This is a genomic window from Asanoa siamensis (assembly GCF_016862555.1).
GTDB classification, from domain to species: Bacteria; Actinomycetota; Actinomycetes; order Mycobacteriales; family Micromonosporaceae; genus Asanoa; species Asanoa siamensis.
Genome location: NZ_BONE01000040.1, coordinates 63,933 through 80,433 on the forward strand (window position 1 = coordinate 63,933; position 16,501 = coordinate 80,433).

Sequence of the window (16,501 nt, forward strand, 5' to 3'; positions counted from 1 at the left end):
TCGCCGGCAATCGCAGAGCCGGAGCGACGATGTCCTCCAGATTCTTCCTCGGCAACCGCTACCGCCGGCGGGTCGTCCGCCCGGTGGCCTGGCTGCTGACGGCCGTCGTCGGCGCCGGCGTCCTGGCGGGGCTTCCTGCGCCCGCCGCGGCCCAGGGCATCCAGAACCCGCCGGCCGTGCGCGAGTTCGGCCAGACCGTCGACGGCAAGCCGCAGCCGGTCACGCCGCGCAAGGACAACCCGGCGGCCAAGGCGCGGGTCACGACGCCCGCGTCGGTCGCCTGGCCGGCGGCGGGCGCGGTCGACCTCCCGGTCGCCGCGGCGGCGTCGACCACCGGCACCGCCCAGGCCCGGGCCGCGGCCGTCGCGCCCGCGAAGGTCGGCGGGCTGGCGGTCGGCGTGCGCGCCCCGCAGGCCACCGACCAGCGGGCGGCGGAGGCCGTACCCGCGAAGGTCCGCGTCGAGGTCGCACCGCGCGCCACGTCGACCGCGGCCGGGGTCAGCGGCCCGGTCGTCACCCTGCGGCGCACCGACACCGCGCGGTCCGCCTCCCGGCTGACGGTCTCGCTGGGCTACGCGAGCTTCGCGCAGGCCTTCGGCGGCGACTTCGGGGCCCGGCTGCGGCTGGTCCGGTTGCCCGAGTGCGCCGTCGCCGCCGCGCGCCCGGCCGGCTGTGGGGCGCCCGTACCCGTGCCGGCCGTGAACGACTCCGCGGCGGGCGTGGTGACCGCGGACGTGGATCTCGCGGCGGGCGCCGCGGTCTTCGCTCTCGTCGCGGGCGACAGCTCGTCGCAGGGCAACTACGCCGCGACGAAGCTGGCGCCCTCGTCGAAGTGGACGGTGGATCCCTCGTCGGGCGCGTTCAACTGGAGCTATCCGTTGCGCGTCCCGCCGACGCCGGGCGGCTCGGCGCCGGAGGTGGCGTTCAACTACTCGTCGCAGAGCGTCGACGGGCGCACCTCGGCCACCAACAACCAGGGATCCTGGATCGGCGAGGGCTTCGGATACGAGACCGGCTACATCGAGCGGCGCTACAAGTCGTGCAACGACGACGGCCACGACACCAGCGCCGACCAGTGCTGGTCGCACAACAACGCCACGATCGTCCTCGGTGGACAGTCCGGCGACCTCCTCAAGGACGCGGCGGGCCGCTGGCGGCTGACCAGCGACGCCGACTGGAAGATCGAGCCGCTCACCGGCGCGACCAACGGCGACGACAACGGCGAGCACTGGCGGGTAACGACGCCGGACGGCACCGAGCACTACTTCGGGTTGAACCGCCTGCCCGGCTGGACGTCGGGCAAGCCGGAGACCAGGTCGACGTGGACGGTGCCGGTCTTCGGCGACGACAGTGGCGAGCCCTGCTACAACTCGACGTTCGCGAACGCCTCGTGCCAGCAGGCCTGGCGGTGGAACCTCGACTACACGCGCGACCTGCACGACAACGTGCAGGCGTTCTACTACGAGCGGGAGAGCAACTACTACGCCCGCAACGCCAAGACCGACGTCAACGGCACCGTCTACCACCGCGGCGGCTGGCTCGACCGCATCGAGTACGGCCAGCGGCACAACGCGGTCTACTCGACGACCGCGCCGGCTCGCGTCCGCTTCTCCGTCGCCGAGCGGTGCCTCGTCACGTCCACGTTCGACTGTGCCGAGAACAAGCTCACCGAGGCGAACGCGACGCACTGGCCGGACGTACCCGCCGACCGGATCTGTGCCCCTGACACGAAGTGCAAGCTCGAGCAGGCGGCGCCGTCGTTCTTCACCCGCAAGCGGCTGACCACGATCACCACCGAGATCCGCAAGGGCACCGGCTGGGACACCGTGGACACCTGGGGCCTGGACCACTGGTTCACGGACAACTCCGACGGCTCGAAGACGCTCTGGCTCAACAAGATCACCCACACCGGCCACGTCGGCGACGGCACCGTCACACTCCCGGCGATCGAGCTGATCGGCGCGCAGTACGAGAACCGCGTCGACCCGCCGAACGACGCGATCGCGGCGCTGATGCGGTTCCGGGTCAACACCATCTACACCGACTCGGGCTCGCAGATCGACATCGCCTACAAGCCGCGCGACTGCTCGGTCGGCAACGTGCCGACCCCCGGCTCGTCGACCCGGCGCTGCTACCCGGTGAAGTGGACGCCGAACCTCGGCGACCCGGTCATCGACTGGTTCCACAAGTACGTCGTCGACAAGGTGACCGAGACCGACCGCACCGGCGGCGCGCCGGACATGGTCACGGCGTACGAATATGTCGGTGGCGCCGCCTGGCGCAAGGGCGACCCCGACGGCTTCACGAAGGCCGAGGACCTCACCTGGAACCAGTGGCGCGGCTACGAGACCGTCCGGGTCCGCCGCGGCGACGGCCAGACCATGACGACGCGCAGCGACCACACGTTCCTGCGCGGCATGCACGGCAACAAGCTGCCCAACGGCACGACACAGTCGGCGTCGGTCACGGACTCGACCGGTGCGGCGCACACCGACACGGACGAGTTCGCGGGCCACGAGCTGGAGACGATCACCTACAACGGCAGCGCCCAGGTCGCCAAGGTGATCACGATCCCGTGGCTGCACGAGACGGGCAAGCAGGACAACAGCTGGGGCGACGTCCGCTCGACCTTCGTCCGAACGGGCACGGTCCGCTCGTTCACGGCCCTGGCGGCGGGCGGCTGGCGCGAGACGAAGAACGTCAGCACGTACGACACGACGCACGGCCGGGTGACGCAGACGGACGACTTCGGCGACGTGGCGTCGGGCAAGGACGCGGACGACCGCTGCACCCGCACGACGTACGCGGACAACGAGGGGAAGTGGCTCTGGTCGCTGGCGTCCCGCATCGAGACGGTCGCGGTGAAGTGCGCCACGAACCCGAACCGCGCGACGCAGGTGATCAGCGACGTCCGCACGTGGTTCGACAACGGCTCGTACGGCGCCGCCCCGACGAAGGGCGACCCGACCAGGACGGAAAAGCTGGCGACCCACAACGGCACGACGGCGACGTACGTGACCCAGGCGACGTCGACCTTCGACCAGTGGGGCCGCCCGCGCACGGTCGCGGACGTGGCGGGTTCGGTCACCACGACGACCTACACCGAGACCGACGGTCTCACGACCAAGAAGGAAGAGGTCGGCCCGATGGGGTCGGCCTGGAAGAACACCACCGAGTTCGCGCCGCACTGGGGCCTGCCGCTCGGGCAGACCGACCTCAACGGCAAGCGCGGTGACATGGAGTACGACCAGCTCGGGCGGCTGGTCAACGTCTGGCTGCCGGACCGCTCGAAGGCGAACAACACCAGCCCGAGCATGAAGTACACGTACCTGCAGCGGGCGGACAAGCCGACCGTGGTCAAGACGGAGCGCGTCGAGATCGACGGTTCGTACGTCAGCGACTTCGAGCTGTACGACGGCTTCCTGCGGCCGAGGCAGAAGCAGACACCGGGTCCGGAGGGCGGCCGCCTCGTCACGGACACCTTCTACACGCCGACCGGCCAGATCGCCCGGACGAACGACGTCTACCACATGGCGGGCGCACCGTCGGACGTCCTGCTCATCTCGACGAACGGCGACGCGAACGGCCAGACGCTCTACGAGTACGACGGCGCGGACCGCAAGACGGCCGACGTCTTCCGCGTCTCGGGCGACGAGAAGTGGCGCACCACCACGATCTACGGCGGCGACCGCACCAGCGTCGACCCACCGACCGGCGGCGTGCCGGCCACGACGATCACCGACGCCCGCGGGCAGACGACGTCGCTGCTCCAGTACACCGGCCCGTCGCCGACGGGGGCGCACAAGGAGACCAAGTACACCTACACCGCCGCGGGTCAGCTCGCGACCCTGACGGACCCGGGGAACAACACCTGGTCCTGGACCCATGACCAGCGTGGTCGCCAGATCTCGACGACCGACCCGGACGCGGGCACCTCGACCTCGACCTTCGACGACCTCGACCGCCAGATCACGTCCACCGACGCGCGCGGCAACCTGACGACGAACGTCTACGACAAGATCGGCCGGAAGACGGCCATGTACCACGGCACCGTCGCGACGGGGACGAAGGTCGGCACCTGGACCTGGGACTCCATCTACCGCGGCCAGCTGTACCTGTCCGGGCGGATCGTGAACGGGGCCACCTACGCGGTCACGTATCCGACGCGCGACTACCTCTATCGCCCGACGGCCACCCGGTACCACGTGCCGTCGGTCGCCGGGATGGAAGAGCTGACCGGCACCTACCAGTTCGCGGTCACCTACAACCGGGACGGGACCGTCCAGGGCCAGACCTGGCCCGCCGGCGGCGGCCTCCCGGCCGAGGGTGTCGTCTACGGCTACGACTCGATCCGCCGGCCGATCTCGATGACCGGCACCGACGGCGGTTACGTCAACGGCGTCAAGTACGCCCAGACCGGTGAGCTCATGCAGCTCAAGCTCAGCGCCGGCGGCAAGTGGGCATCGCTGACGTACGAGTACGAGAAGGGCACCAGGCGGCTGACCAGCAGCAGGCTGGACCGCCAGGGGGCACCCGTCGTCGACATCCACGCCAAGTACACGTACGACGACGCCGGCAAGGTGCTGCGGATCGACGACAACCCGGCGGGCGGCGTACGGGACGCGCAGTGCTTCACGCACGACGGGCTGAACCGGATGACGAGTGCGTGGACCAGCGCCAGCACCGCCGAGGACCCGTGTGCCGGCGGCCCCGCGGCCACCGGCGTGGGCGGCCCCGCGGCCTACCACCACAGCTACACCTACGACGACACCGGCAACCGGGACACCGAGACCGTCCACGGTGTCAACGGGGCGAGCACGGTGACCCGGGACTACCGCTACCCGGCCCAAGGACAGCCGAAGGCGCACGCGCTCAGCAGCGTCGTCGAGCACACCGCGGGCGGTGACCGGCTCTACGAGTACGAGTACGACGCGTCCGGCAACATGACCAAGCGCGACCAGGTCGGCGCCGAGCAGACCCTCAACTGGGACAAGGAGGGCAAGCTCGAGTCGGTCGTCGAGGGCGGCCAGACCAAGGCCTCGTTCCTGTACGACATCGACGGCGCCCGGATGATCCGCAAGGAGCCGAACGCCACGACGCTCTACCTGCCCGGCATGGAGCTCAAGCTCAACCACGCCAGTCGGGCGGTGGACGGCACCCGCTTCTACAACTTCGGCGGTCAGACCGTCGCGGTCCGTGACATCCAGGGCGTGAAGTTCCTCGCCAGCGACCACCAGGGCACCCAGGGCGCGGTCATCGACTCCGCCTCCGGCGACATCACCCGCCGGCGCATGACACCGTTCGGTGTGGAGCGTGGCGTCGCACCGGCCAGTTGGCCGGGTGACAAGGGCTTCGTCGGCGGCACCAAGGACACGACCACGGGCCTGACGTTGCTGGGCGCGCGGATGTACGACCCGCGGATCGGGCGGTTCATCTCGGTCGACCCGGTCTTCACACCGGGAGACCCGAGCCAACACAACGCCTACCAGTACGGCCGTAACAACCCGACCACCTGGGCCGACCCGAGTGGCCTACGGCTCCCGCCGGAGGACCTCGCCTTGTTGAGCGGCGGTGGCGGTGGGGGCGGCGGCGGTGGCGGTGGGGGTGGCGGCGGTGGCGGTGGCGGTGGTGGCGGCGGTGCGCCGCCTCCGGCCAACGTCTACGTACCCGATCCCGATCTGATCGCGGCGCGCGAGGCGGCGGAGCGGGCGAAGCAGCGCCTCATCGAGGCCGCGAAGATGCTGACCAAGATCGCAATGGACGAACTCGGTGTCACGGCCGCCCTGGACTGCTTCACCACCGGCGACATGGGCTCGTGCGCGGAGGTGGCGATCGACGTCGCCACGACGTTCGTGGGCGGCCTGGCCGCCAAGATCGCACGTAAGTACGCGCCGCCGTGGAAATGGGGGAAGGCGGCCGAGGTCGGCAAGAAGGTGTGGAACGCGCTCGACGACCTCGTCGGCGGCGCGATGGACTGGTTCAAGCACAGCAAGAAGGCCAAGCAACTCGAAATGGACGGTGGAAGCTGTCCGATCAAGAACAGCTTCGTCCCGGGCACCCCTGTGCTGTTGGCAGACGGGACCCTGAAACCGATCGACGAGATAGCCGTCGGTGACATGGTCCTGGCGACCGATCCGAGAAGCGGGGACCAGCGGCCCAAGAAGGTCGTCGCGACCATCGTCGGTGAGGGCAGCAAGGACCTGGTCGAGATCACCGTCGACGTGGCCGGCGCCACGGGTCTCGTCGTCGCCACCGACCAGCACCCATTCTGGGTGCCGAGCCTGGCGAAGTGGGTCGACGCCACCGACCTCGAGCCGGGCCAGACGCTGCTGACGCCGTCGGGCGAGACCGTCGAGGTCAAGGCCGTGGACCGGTGGACCCAGCAGGCGAAGGTGCACAACCTGACCGTCGAGGACATCCACACCTACTACGTGGCGGCCCAGAACGAGCCGATCCTCGTGCACAACTGTGGCGGCGGCCTGGACGCGAACGGCGACGCGTGCACCTGCCCGAGCCCCCGACCGATCGAGGCCGAGGTGGACGCCGTCGAGCATCCGGACTTCGCCATCCACGCGCACGAGCAGGGTCTGGACGGGGCCAAGTGGAAGGTGGACCGGCCGGGTGCCGACGGGCGCCGCAAGGAGTCGCTGCGCGGTGTCCGCACGAGAAGCGGATTCGACAGAGACGAACTACCGCCCGCGATGGTCGAAGAGGGCGGCGCGGGCGCGCACGTCAAGCACATCAACCCGAGAGACAATCGCGGTGCCGGATCGGTGATCAAGGCTCAGGTGAAGGACGTGCCGGACGGAGGTACATTCATCCTGAGGATCATCAATCTGGAAGATATCGGAGTCGTATAGTGACGCAGATGAGCGCAGATCTAGCGAAACTGCTGGGCGCTGCCTCTCGTGATCTCGCCGACGACAGCGTCGACCGGGCGGCCCTGCCGCCCGGTCCGCTGGGCGACCAACTCGCTCGGACGCTGGGTGAACGAAACGGTTTCTTCGCCTTCGAGTCGGCGCTGTTGCTGCGTCCGTTGGGCAGTTCGTTACGGACCGCGGCCCTCGGTCTCACGACCTGGAACGCTGCCGACACCTGGAAGACGACGTACCATGGCCGGTCTTTCGGTGATGTCACGTTCTTCGCCGAGGACCTTTTCGGTGGGCAGTTCGGCATCACGTCCGACGCGATCGTGTCGCTCAATCCTGAGGTAGGCGAGCTCGAACATTTCGCCGGCTCGATCGACGAGTGGGCGACCCGTATTCTCGATGACTACGACGTCCTCACGGGTTACCCACTCGCACACGAATGGCAGCGTCTTCACGGTCCACTGGCACCCGGCACGCGGCTCGTTCCCCGTCAGCCCTTCACCGTCGGTGGAGAATTCGAGGTCGCCAATCTGGTCGCGGTCGCCGAGGTGAAAGCGATGCGCATCTACGGCGGCATAGCCACGACTCTCGCCGGGGTGCCGGACGGGTCCGAGGTGACCTTCCGCATCGAGAACTCCGGCGCGGGCAGCGACGCGCACCGCGGAGAGGGTTGATACGAAGCCTCGACGCGGTCGCCGGATGCTCCATGCCAAATGGGCGTTCATCAGCCCTCGGCGCGCAGTGCCGCGATCGGCTCGATCCCCGACGCCCGGTGGGCCGGGTACGCCCCCGCGAGCAGCCCCACAACCGTCCCCGCCGCGACGGCCGCGGCCGGTAACCACGGCGCCAGGACCGGCGTCCATTCCTTCACATAGGACACCGCCGTCACCACGACGATGCCCGTGGATGCGCCCAGGATGCCGCCGAACAGGCCGACGCCCGCCGACTCCAACAGGAACTGGCCTGCGACCTGGCCGCGGGTCGCGCCGAGGCTGCGGCGTAGGCCGATCTCGCTCGTCCGCTCCAGCACCGACACCAGCGTCGTGTTCGCGATCCCGACCGCGCCGATGACGAGCGACACCAGGCCCAGCACCAGGAACAGCGACTGTACGTCGCGCGCCACCTTCGCTCGTACCGCCGCCGGTTCTGGGGCCTGAGCCGCTTCCAGCGCGTCGGGTGACTGCGGCGCCAGCGCCGTCGGGGCCTGGCTCGAGATCAGGCGGGCCGCGCCGACGCGGGTGTCGACGCGCACCGACTGCGGCGCCGTCAGGCCGAACGCGGCCGCCGCCGTGCCGTCCGGGATGATCACCGCGTTGAGCAGCGCCGGCTCGCGGGCTACGCCGTCCAGGATGCCGACCACGGTGTACGCGCGGTCGCCGAGGAAGACCGCCGGGTGCCGGCCGACGTCGGCGACGTGCAGGGTCGCGGCGAGGGTCGCGCCGAGCACCACCACCGGGTCGGCGCGCCGGGAATGCCCCGCGTCGAACCACCGCCCGCTGCCGATCGTGCCGCGCACCGCGCCGAGCAGGCCGGGGGAGCCGGCCACGACGTCGGCGGCACGGTCGTCGGGCGCCAGCGGGTCCACGACCGACGTCGTACGCACGGTCAGGTCCGGCAGGTCGAGCTTGCTCATCGTGCCGGCGGCCACGACCCCGTTGAGCCGCGCCAGCCGGGTCTCGGCGTCCCACGGGATCGCGCTGACCAGCTCACCTTGGGTGGCCGCGCGGGCCGCCGGCCGCACGATCACCTCGGTCGCGGCGAGCTCGTCGAAGCGGCTGACGATCTGCGCGCCGGCGGTGTCGGCGAGTCCCACGGTCGCGACCAGCGCGCCGATGCCGAGCATGGTGCCGAGGGCCGTCAACGCCATCCGCTGCGGCCGGGCCAGGCTCGCCGAGATGGCCTCCCCGAGCAGGTCACGGAGCACGGGTCAGCTCCTCGGTCACGACGCCGTCGTGGATGCGCAGCCGGCGGTGGGCCCGCGCCGCGACCGCTTGGTCGTGGGTCACGAGGATGATCGTCTGGCCCTGCCCGTGCAGCTCGTCGAAGAGGGCGAGCACACCGTCGGCGGTCGTCGAGTCGAGGTTGCCGGTCGGCTCGTCGGCGAGCAGCACCGCCGGCTGCGTGACCAGCGCGCGGGCGATCGCGACCCGCTGGCGCTCGCCGCCGCTCATGGTCGTCGGCAGCGCGTGGGCCCGGTGGGCGAGACCGACGCGGTCGAGGGCTTCGGCCGCCCGTGGCGCGCGGTCGCGCCGGGGAACCCCGTGGTAGAGCAGGGCGATGACCACGTTCTCCAGGGCCGTGCGGTGCCCGAGCAGGTGGAACGCCTGGAAGACGAAGCCGATCCGGGTGGCGCGTAACCGGGTGCGGTCACGGTCGGCGAGGCCGCGGGTGTCGACGCCGTCGAGCAGGTAGCTGCCCTCTGACGGGTCGTCGAGCAGCCCGAGCAGGTGGAGGATCGTCGACTTGCCCGAACCGGAACGACCCGTGATCGCGACAGACTCTCCGGTGTGGACGATCATGTCCGTGGGGCGCAGGGCGGTGACCGGCGGGCTGCCCGGGTACGTGCGGCCGACGCCGACGAACTCGACCACGGTGCTCATCGCTCGCCGACCACGACCAGATCGCCCTCGGCCAGGTCGGGCGCGGTCACCTCGGCGAAGCCGTCGGCGGCCAGACCGACCGTGACCACCACGTCGCGGGTGGCGTCGTCCGCGGAGACCCGGACCCGCGCGGTGCCGGACGCGTCGGTGACCAGAGCCGCCAAGGGTACGGCGAGGACGGCGCCGGCCGTGGACTCGATCGGGATCGTGACCCGCAGGTTGGCACCGGCGAGCGCGGCCGGGTCGCCGCCCTCAGGGGTGATCCGGACGGCGTACCGCCCGGCGTCGACGCCCTCGGTGCCCGGGCTCTCCGCGACGGCGGTCACCGTGCCGGTCAGGTCGACGCCGCTGACCTCGTCGTCGAGCCGGGCCGCCGCGCCGACCCGGAGCAGGCGGGACTCCTCGCGGGACAGCCCGGACACGACCTGCAGGTCGGCGCCGGACAGGCTCACCGCCGGACCGGCCGCGACCGCGCCGACCTTGACGTTGACCTTGTCGACCCGGCGCGGAAGGCTCGGTACAAAGGCGATCTCACCGCGCGGCAGCCGGATGCCGGCGGCGCCCCGTGCCTCGGCGAGGGTCGTGCGCGCCGACGCCGCCTCGGCCCGGGCCTGGGCCAGCGCCTGGGCGGCGGCCGTCGTGTCGCGGGGTGCGCGCAGCTCCGCGAGCTGGGCGGACGCGACGGCGAGCGCGTTGTCGGCCGCGACCAGCGCCGCCCGTAGCTGGGCCAGCGTGGCGTCGTCGCCGCCGGCGGCCGCGTCGAGGGCGGCCCGGGCGGCGTCCCTGTCGGACCGCGCGTTCTCGACGGCGCCCTCCGCGGCCAGCACCTCCGAGCGGGCGGGCGGCCTGGCCGCTTCGGCCAGCGCGACGGTCGCCGCGCTGACCGCCGTCTCCGCGGCCCGCAACGCCGCCTGGGCCTCGGCCACACCCGCGCGGTCCTCGGCGCTCGGCGCGACCGCCTCGTAGCCGAGGTCCGTGTAGAGGCGGCTGACCGCCGCGGCCGTCTGTCCGTCGTAGACGGTGTCGACCGTGCCGGCGAACACCCGCAGGCGGCGCAGTGCCGCCTCGAGTTGGCGCACGTCGTTGCCGCGGCTGCCCGGGCCGAGTGCCCGGTACATCGGCAGGGCGCCCTGCAGCAGGATCACCGGGCGACCCGACGCCTCGAGGAGCACGTCGCCCTCGTCGACCTGGGCACCGCTGGCCGGGACCCGGCCGGTCACGACCAGCGAGCCGAGCGAGCCGTCGCCGAGGTCGCTGTCGATCGCCACCTCCACCGCCTGGGCGAAGGAGACGTCGCCGCGCGAGACGACCGTCGACTCGAGCGTGCGCCGCTCGACGGGCACGAGGATCGGTGCCGCGGCGGGCGCGGCGGCTCGGCGCGCGACGTCGTCGGGCGACTCGATGGACCGCCCGAACCACCAGCCGAGACCGGCGGCGCCGACGGCGACCGCGACCACGACCGCGACCACGCGCTGGCGACCGCCCAGCACGGTGAACCGCGGTCGACCCCGCACCAAGGACCCGTCACTCATCTCTGCCCATCAGCCCGTCGTTTTCGCAGAGCGAGTATTACCGAAGAACGATGGCTGGGATAGGCCGTAGTCCATCGAAAGGCCGATGCGTGTCGTCTCGCCGTGCCTGATCTCAGGTCTGTCCATCGAGGATCTTGCGGGTGTATTCACGCGAGACGGAGCCCTGGAGATCAAGGTATTCGCCGTTGCACCGGCGAATGGCCAACGCGAGCGCGATCTCCTGGCGTTGCAGAGCGCCGAGCGTGCGCTGGTCGGCCTTGTCGAGCACCTCGGTGACCTTGACGCCCGCCGCGTCCCGACCCCGTTTGGCCAGGGCGTCGCGGGCCGCCTCGAACTTCTGCACCAGGGGCATCGCCTTCTGCGAGATCTCGCCGCCCAACTCGTCGGCGCTGGTGGCGAACCCCTCGCCGGCCATGCAGCGGCGGGCCTCGTCACGGGCGGCCACGATCCGCGGATCGTTGACCATCGCCTCGTCGGCCTTCTCGAGCACGTCGGCCAGCGCCGGTGGCAGCACGACCTGCCCACCGCCGGGCGGGAAGCCGAGGTCAGTGATGACGCGTTCCTCGCAGGCGAGCACCATGTCGTCGTAGGTGCGCTGCGCGGCCGCGGACAGCGCGGACCGGACGGCCTGGTTGGGATCTTCGGACTGCGCCGGCCGCGGGTAGTCGATCAGGGTCGAGATGCCCAGCCCGTAGCGGCGCGCGAAGTCGTCGTCGGAGAGCCCGAGGGCCTCCTGCGGCTGCGCCGGCGGGCGGTAAGGGCGGTAGTCGAAGCCCGCCTTGCCGAGACAGTCCGCCATGATCTTGTCGCGGTCGGCGTAGTAGGTGTCGCGCCGGGACTGCTGGGCGCCCGGGTCGGACGGCGGCGTGCCGACGAGGCTGTCGCGTAGCGAGGGGCCGATCGACGGCGTCGCGTCGGACGGCGGCCCGGACGAGCAGGCGCCGACGAACAGGACCGTGACGATGGCCAGGCCGGCCGTGACGAGCCTCATGAGCCTTCCCGGGGGGACGGGGGGTGGTCGCGGGCAGGGTCGTCCGCGACCACCGACGTCAGTGTCAGAAGTTCCAGACGCTGTAGAACAGGGGGCCTTCGGCGCAGTTCCACGACAGACATAGCGCGAAACCGGCGTTGGAGTTGCCCTGCTGGTCGAACGACGTGTAGTTGGCCCAGGTGCCGGCCGAGCAGTCCTGCCCGACCAACGACTGGGACGGGTCCCGCCAGACCGCGTTGGCGCACTTGCCGTCACCGTCGAGCGCGTCCATCAACCGGCCGTAGTTGTCGCTGAGCCCGTCGCAGGTGGCGTTCGTACCGGTGCGGGTGTCTTCCCTCGCCTGGACCCTGTTCTGGGCGTTGGTGTAGGTGAACTGCACCCGGGTGCCGCGGCACCCCGCCTGTGCCGCGGTCGACGGCGCGATCGCCACCACCGCTGTCGCCAGCAACAGCAGCAGCGCCGCGGCAGTCGACCTCAGCCGTGCTCTGGTCCCCATCTGACCTCCCTAGGCGTGGACGTGAGGACGCGCGGGGCCGGATGCGCCGGGTTTCGCCGCACCGGTCCCGATGCCATGGTCGACGGTCAATGCATACGCCGCGCATATGTCGGCATGTAAACGGCCTTGTTCGGCCGGATGCGAAGCCAATACCATCGATACGCCGCATGGTTGATCAAACGGGGAGGTCACCTTGGCGTTGTTCCGTGTCCTCGGTCCACTCAGGGTCGGGCCCGACGCCACCAATAGTCAACCGGGCCGGCCGAGCGAACGCGCGCTGCTCGGCGGGCTGCTGTTCCATGCCAACCGGTTCGTCTCCAAGGCGCGCCTGGCCGAATTCATCTGGACGGTGCCGCCGTCGTCGGCGGATGCCAACATCCGCACCTATGCCGCGTTCGTGCGCCGGTCCCTGGACGACGCCGCGCCGGGCCTGAGCGCCCGCCTGGAGACCCGCCGCGGCGCCGGCGGCGCCTACCGCCTGGCGGTCGCCGACGACGAGTTCGACGCGGCGGTGTTCCGTGCCCTGGCCGACGAAGGACGGTCCCGGCTGACCGCGGGCGACCCGTCCGGCGCGGTGACCAGGTTGCGGCGGGCGCTGTCGATCTGGACGGGTCCGGCGGGGGAGGACCTACCGGACACATCAGCGGTACGGGCGTGCGTGGCCGATCTGGAAGACCGCCGCACACGGGCGCGCGAAGACCTGGCCGAGGCACTGGTGGCCCTGGGCGACCCGGCGGCCGCGGTCGCCGACCTCCAGTTGCTGGCCTCCCGCAACCCGCTGCGCGAGCGCCCGGTGCATCTGTTGATGTCGGCCCTCTACACCGACGGCGAGCCGGCGGAGGCGGTCGCGGCCTACCACCGGCACCGCCGCACGCTGCGCGACGAGACGGGCTGCGACCCGTCGCCCCGCCTACAGGCGTCCTACGTGCGGATGCTGCGCCACGCGTCGACCTGACCGGGCCGCCACCGCGTACGCTCCACGGGTGTCTATGCCTTCGGTCCGGAACCGTCCAGCGAGGATGTCCGCCTGGACGCTGGTCGGGTTGATCGCCGCGGTCCTCGGCATCGCGATCGCCATCCTCACCACGTTCCTCGAGCCCCCGCCGGGCGACAGTGACGCGGGCCCACCCTCCGCGACGGCGCCACCAACGACCAGCGCTCCGACCGCGTCCCCGACGGCCACACCGCCCGTCCTCGGCCGGGTGGAGATCGTCGTCATCCAGCCCCCAGCGGCCCCGACCGCAGGCGAGGGGGCGACACAGGGCTGGCTGACGAGCCTCGGAACGCTGCTGGTCGGCATCGCGGCGCTCCTCGCGCTGTTGCGACGCCCAGCCCCGGACCGATCCACCCCTGAGCCAGGACGCGCCATGGGGCACGCCGACACCACTTCGTCTCCCTGACCCGCTCGGGTAACGCATGAGTCAGCGACCCGGTTTCGAATGGGGCGGCGACGGACGGCGGCCAACCATCGGAGACGGAGTTCGCCACGACCCTGGACGGCTTGATTCCTTCCTTGGACTACTGGCTACGGCAGGACGACGACAGGACTCCGTGGCTGCTGGTGTCACACGACTTCGTTGTTGGCAACGCGATGCACGACACGCTGCGCCTGGACTTCGACGACGCCGGCATCCGGGGCGGCTGGAGCCCGGCCAACCTCAACTGGGACGGTGAGGTGCGCGCGGAGGCCGCTGACATCGACACCACCGGCCCAGACGGCATCAATGTGCCAGCCGGAACCCCAAACGTCCAGCGAACTGGCCCGGCTGGCCGCCAATTGGTTCGCAGACCATCAGCGGCGATGGGGATCGACCAACCCATCCAGGAATGACAGCTGAAGCTGGGGCACGAAGGTCGGGGTGACCGCCTAAGGACGAGCCTCGCTGGCCGCAGCATCCGCTGTCTCCCTGCAGTTCGGCTGCTGCCGCACCCAACCGCACAGTCGAACCATCAGGACGACGGTTCGAGGCTGGTCAGCATCTCGTGCACGCGAAGAAGGGTGTCCTGCCGGCGTTTCCGAGGTTGCAGACGGCGTCGGCTCAGGATGGGTGTGCTTGTCGGCCATTCTGAAAGAGCCGGTCCCTCGTTCTGAGGAGACCGGCTCTGACCTGCTGTGCTATCTGGTGGGCGGTACTGGGTTTGAACCAGTGACCTTCTGCGCTGTACTTCGCCGACCCGCGCGCAACCATGCGACGGCATTTCCTGCGGCTACCAACGTGCAAGCACCAAGGTCAGCGGCACCCACCACACGCCGTCCGGATCAATCACGGTAGCGACGTCTGCCAAAGCGAGAGCAGAGCGAGCAACGAGAAGGCGATCACAAACCAGGGGACGCGTTGTCGGTCGGCCGCTGGAGCCTCCTATCTAGACTTCGCTCGTCCAGCGATTGGTCGCGTAAGTCTAGAAGATGGCGCACGTGACAGCCACCGGACGTTGCAGCTCGGGACGGTCTACCTTGAGCAACGTGATCCACAAGGGGGAACGCTTCTGAGGCATGATAAGTAACGTGGAGTTGCATCGTGGAGTGTTCTGGCTGGCTAACAACCCGGATATTCAGGTTCCGGGTGAGTTGGATCTTAGCGGTGACCGTCCAAGAGTCAGACTTGGAGGGTCCTTAACCAGCCCGTGGGCGACAAAGCATGAAGAGACTCCAGACGGTTCGGTGATTACCGTCAGTGAATTGAGGGACGAGTCCGAAGAGCACAACGAGCTAATCTATGGTGATGTAGAAAAATCCGGAGAAGTCACCTTAATTGATGCCTTCACCGTAAGGCAGACTCTGGGCTTCGGGCCTCCACATGTCGGCCCCGGCTACGGCTCACAGGAGATGAGCGCACGGTACGCCGTCCTTGGCAGCCATATTTCTGGGCCGGAACACAAATTTAATGAATTGCGAGTCCGATTTCCCGGAGCAGAGGAATGGTTCGCTCTACCCGGTGTTGTCTGGAGAATTGATCGAGAAGTCGGCGAAGTTCTAGCAACGGTATCTAGAGCCCGCCCTGAGTCAGCATCATTAACGCATCGTCAAGGAAACATCCATGTGGACGAAAGTCTAACCATAACGGATAACAACGTATCAGGGGTACGGGTCGGACGACGGATCTACTTCTGGTTGACGGATCTGGACGGTGTCACAATTGACGAGTTGGGACGGGATTTTGCGGGGCCATTGCGCTCGCTAATGAGAATCTGCACCAGAACTGCCGTCGAGATCAGCGAAGTTATGGTACGGGTTGGACCGGACGAACGTTGGCTTCGCGTCCACTCAACCTACACCTCACCCGATTCTGACTCTCGACCGACGCAGCCAAGAATGTTAGTCACATTCCCAGCGCTTGGCACGCGAGGTGTAGCAACCTGGTTCGAGCGGGCGGACCAACTTGGCGCCTTGGTACACATTGTGGGTGATATCTTTGCCGGCCCAAAAGCTACGATTGAAACCCAACTGCTCCAGTTGGCTGCGGCGGCAGAAGGGATCCACAGAAGGCTCTACGACGACACGCCGCGATTGAACTCAACCGAAGTGCAACTAGCGCGGACAACCCTTAAGGTGGCTATCCGCGATCTGCCGGCACATATCCGGGAAGTTATCAAACAGAATACAACTCACATCTCGGACCCTACGTTTGCTCAACGATTGATGCGCCTTAGCGACGAAGCGCGGATGCTACTCCCCGAAGTGACGGGAACGCAACCAGCCACATGGGCTCGCTACGTCAAGAATGTACGCAACAGCTATGCCCATCAGCTGACCGATGAGGATCGTCGACCCACATTGGACGAGCAAGTAGTTCTATGGCTGTCCTTAAAGTGGCTGCTTGTAACGCTTCTTCTTGCCGGCCTAGGGGTGCAAGAAGAAACCCTTCGTAAGAGAATTGGGGATAGTGAAAGCTATCAACGCTTCCTTGTTCAAGCCACGGCATGGTTTCCGGCCGCGTACGGCAGGACGCACGAAAATGATAAGTAGTACTAGACGGTGCTTGCAACGCTAAGCAGGCATACCGTCGGGTCTT

At 69.2% G+C, this 16,501-nt stretch carries 11 protein-coding genes; 6 read left to right on the plus strand and 5 right to left on the minus strand.

Annotated features, from left to right (window positions below; genetic code table 11):
• Window positions 1-29 precede the first annotated feature (29 nt).
• Window positions 30-6,860 (plus strand): polymorphic toxin-type HINT domain-containing protein, encoded by a 6,831-nt coding sequence (locus Asi02nite_RS23780; RefSeq protein ID WP_203716111.1) that lies wholly within the window; start codon window positions 30-32, stop codon window positions 6,858-6,860.
• A gap of 8 nt (window positions 6,861-6,868) precedes the next feature.
• A complete protein-coding gene (locus tag Asi02nite_RS23785; RefSeq protein WP_203716112.1) occupies window positions 6,869-7,543 on the plus strand; it encodes a hypothetical protein in 675 nt (224 codons plus the stop codon).
• Window positions 7,544-7,593: 50 nt separating this feature from the next.
• Here the strand turns inward: Asi02nite_RS23785 and Asi02nite_RS23790 are convergent, their stop codons facing one another.
• From Asi02nite_RS23790 to Asi02nite_RS23810, 5 genes are all read right to left on the minus strand, one after another.
• Window positions 7,594-8,793 carry an ABC transporter permease gene (locus Asi02nite_RS23790; protein WP_203716113.1) on the minus strand — a complete coding sequence of 400 codons (1,200 nt, stop codon included), beginning with the start codon at window positions 8,791-8,793 and terminating at the stop codon, window positions 7,594-7,596.
• Window positions 8,783-9,469: an ABC transporter ATP-binding protein gene (locus tag Asi02nite_RS23795; protein WP_203716114.1), complete on the minus strand. Its 687-nt coding sequence runs from the start codon at window positions 9,467-9,469 to the stop codon at window positions 8,783-8,785. The genes Asi02nite_RS23790 and Asi02nite_RS23795 overlap by 11 nt, the downstream gene beginning before the upstream one ends.
• Complete coding sequence (locus Asi02nite_RS23800) at window positions 9,466-11,001, minus strand: peptidoglycan-binding protein (RefSeq protein ID WP_239126989.1); 1,536 nt, start codon at window positions 10,999-11,001, stop codon at window positions 9,466-9,468. Before Asi02nite_RS23800 ends, Asi02nite_RS23795 begins: the two co-directional genes overlap by 4 nt.
• 112 nt (window positions 11,002-11,113) lie before the next feature.
• Complete coding sequence (locus Asi02nite_RS23805; protein ID WP_203716115.1) at window positions 11,114-11,992, minus strand: hypothetical protein; 879 nt, start codon at window positions 11,990-11,992, stop codon at window positions 11,114-11,116.
• A 64-nt stretch (window positions 11,993-12,056) separates the two neighbouring features.
• Window positions 12,057-12,488: a hypothetical protein gene (locus Asi02nite_RS23810; RefSeq protein WP_203716116.1), complete on the minus strand. Its 432-nt coding sequence runs from the start codon at window positions 12,486-12,488 to the stop codon at window positions 12,057-12,059.
• Between the two features lie 193 nt (window positions 12,489-12,681).
• Here Asi02nite_RS23810 and Asi02nite_RS23815 point away from each other — a divergent pair, with 193 nt between their 5' ends.
• From Asi02nite_RS23815 to Asi02nite_RS23830, 4 genes are all read left to right on the plus strand, one after another.
• On the plus strand, window positions 12,682-13,443 hold the full coding sequence (locus tag Asi02nite_RS23815; RefSeq protein WP_203716117.1) for an AfsR/SARP family transcriptional regulator: 762 nt from the start codon (window positions 12,682-12,684) through the stop codon (window positions 13,441-13,443).
• Between the two features lie 64 nt (window positions 13,444-13,507).
• Complete coding sequence (locus tag Asi02nite_RS23820) at window positions 13,508-13,888, plus strand: hypothetical protein (protein WP_203716118.1); 381 nt, start codon at window positions 13,508-13,510, stop codon at window positions 13,886-13,888.
• A 113-nt stretch (window positions 13,889-14,001) separates the two neighbouring features.
• Window positions 14,002-14,319, plus strand: a complete 318-nt coding sequence (locus tag Asi02nite_RS23825) for a hypothetical protein (protein ID WP_203716119.1) — start codon at window positions 14,002-14,004, stop codon at window positions 14,317-14,319.
• Between the two features lie 675 nt (window positions 14,320-14,994).
• Entirely contained in the window at window positions 14,995-16,455 is a 1,461-nt protein-coding gene (locus Asi02nite_RS23830) for an ApeA N-terminal domain 1-containing protein (protein WP_203716120.1), read from the plus strand.
• Window positions 16,456-16,501 lie beyond the last annotated feature (46 nt).

Bases quoted from the DNA above. Each gene is read 5' to 3' on its own strand.
- Asi02nite_RS23805 (WP_203716115.1), bottom strand. From the start codon at position 11,992: ATGAGGCTCGTCACGGCCGGCCTGGCCATCGTCACGGTCCTGTTCGTC.
- Asi02nite_RS23810 (WP_203716116.1), bottom strand. From the start codon at position 12,488: ATGGGGACCAGAGCACGGCTGAGGTCGACTGCCGCGGCGCTGCTGCTG.
- Asi02nite_RS23800 (WP_239126989.1), bottom strand. From the start codon at position 11,001: ATGAGTGACGGGTCCTTGGTGCGGGGTCGACCGCGGTTCACCGTGCTG.
- Asi02nite_RS23795 (WP_203716114.1), bottom strand. From the start codon at position 9,469: ATGAGCACCGTGGTCGAGTTCGTCGGCGTCGGCCGCACGTACCCGGGC.
- Asi02nite_RS23785 (WP_203716112.1), top strand. From the start codon at position 6,869: ATGAGCGCAGATCTAGCGAAACTGCTGGGCGCTGCCTCTCGTGATCTC.
- Asi02nite_RS23820 (WP_203716118.1), top strand. From the start codon at position 13,508: ATGTCCGCCTGGACGCTGGTCGGGTTGATCGCCGCGGTCCTCGGCATC.
- Asi02nite_RS23780 (WP_203716111.1), top strand. From the start codon at position 30: ATGTCCTCCAGATTCTTCCTCGGCAACCGCTACCGCCGGCGGGTCGTC.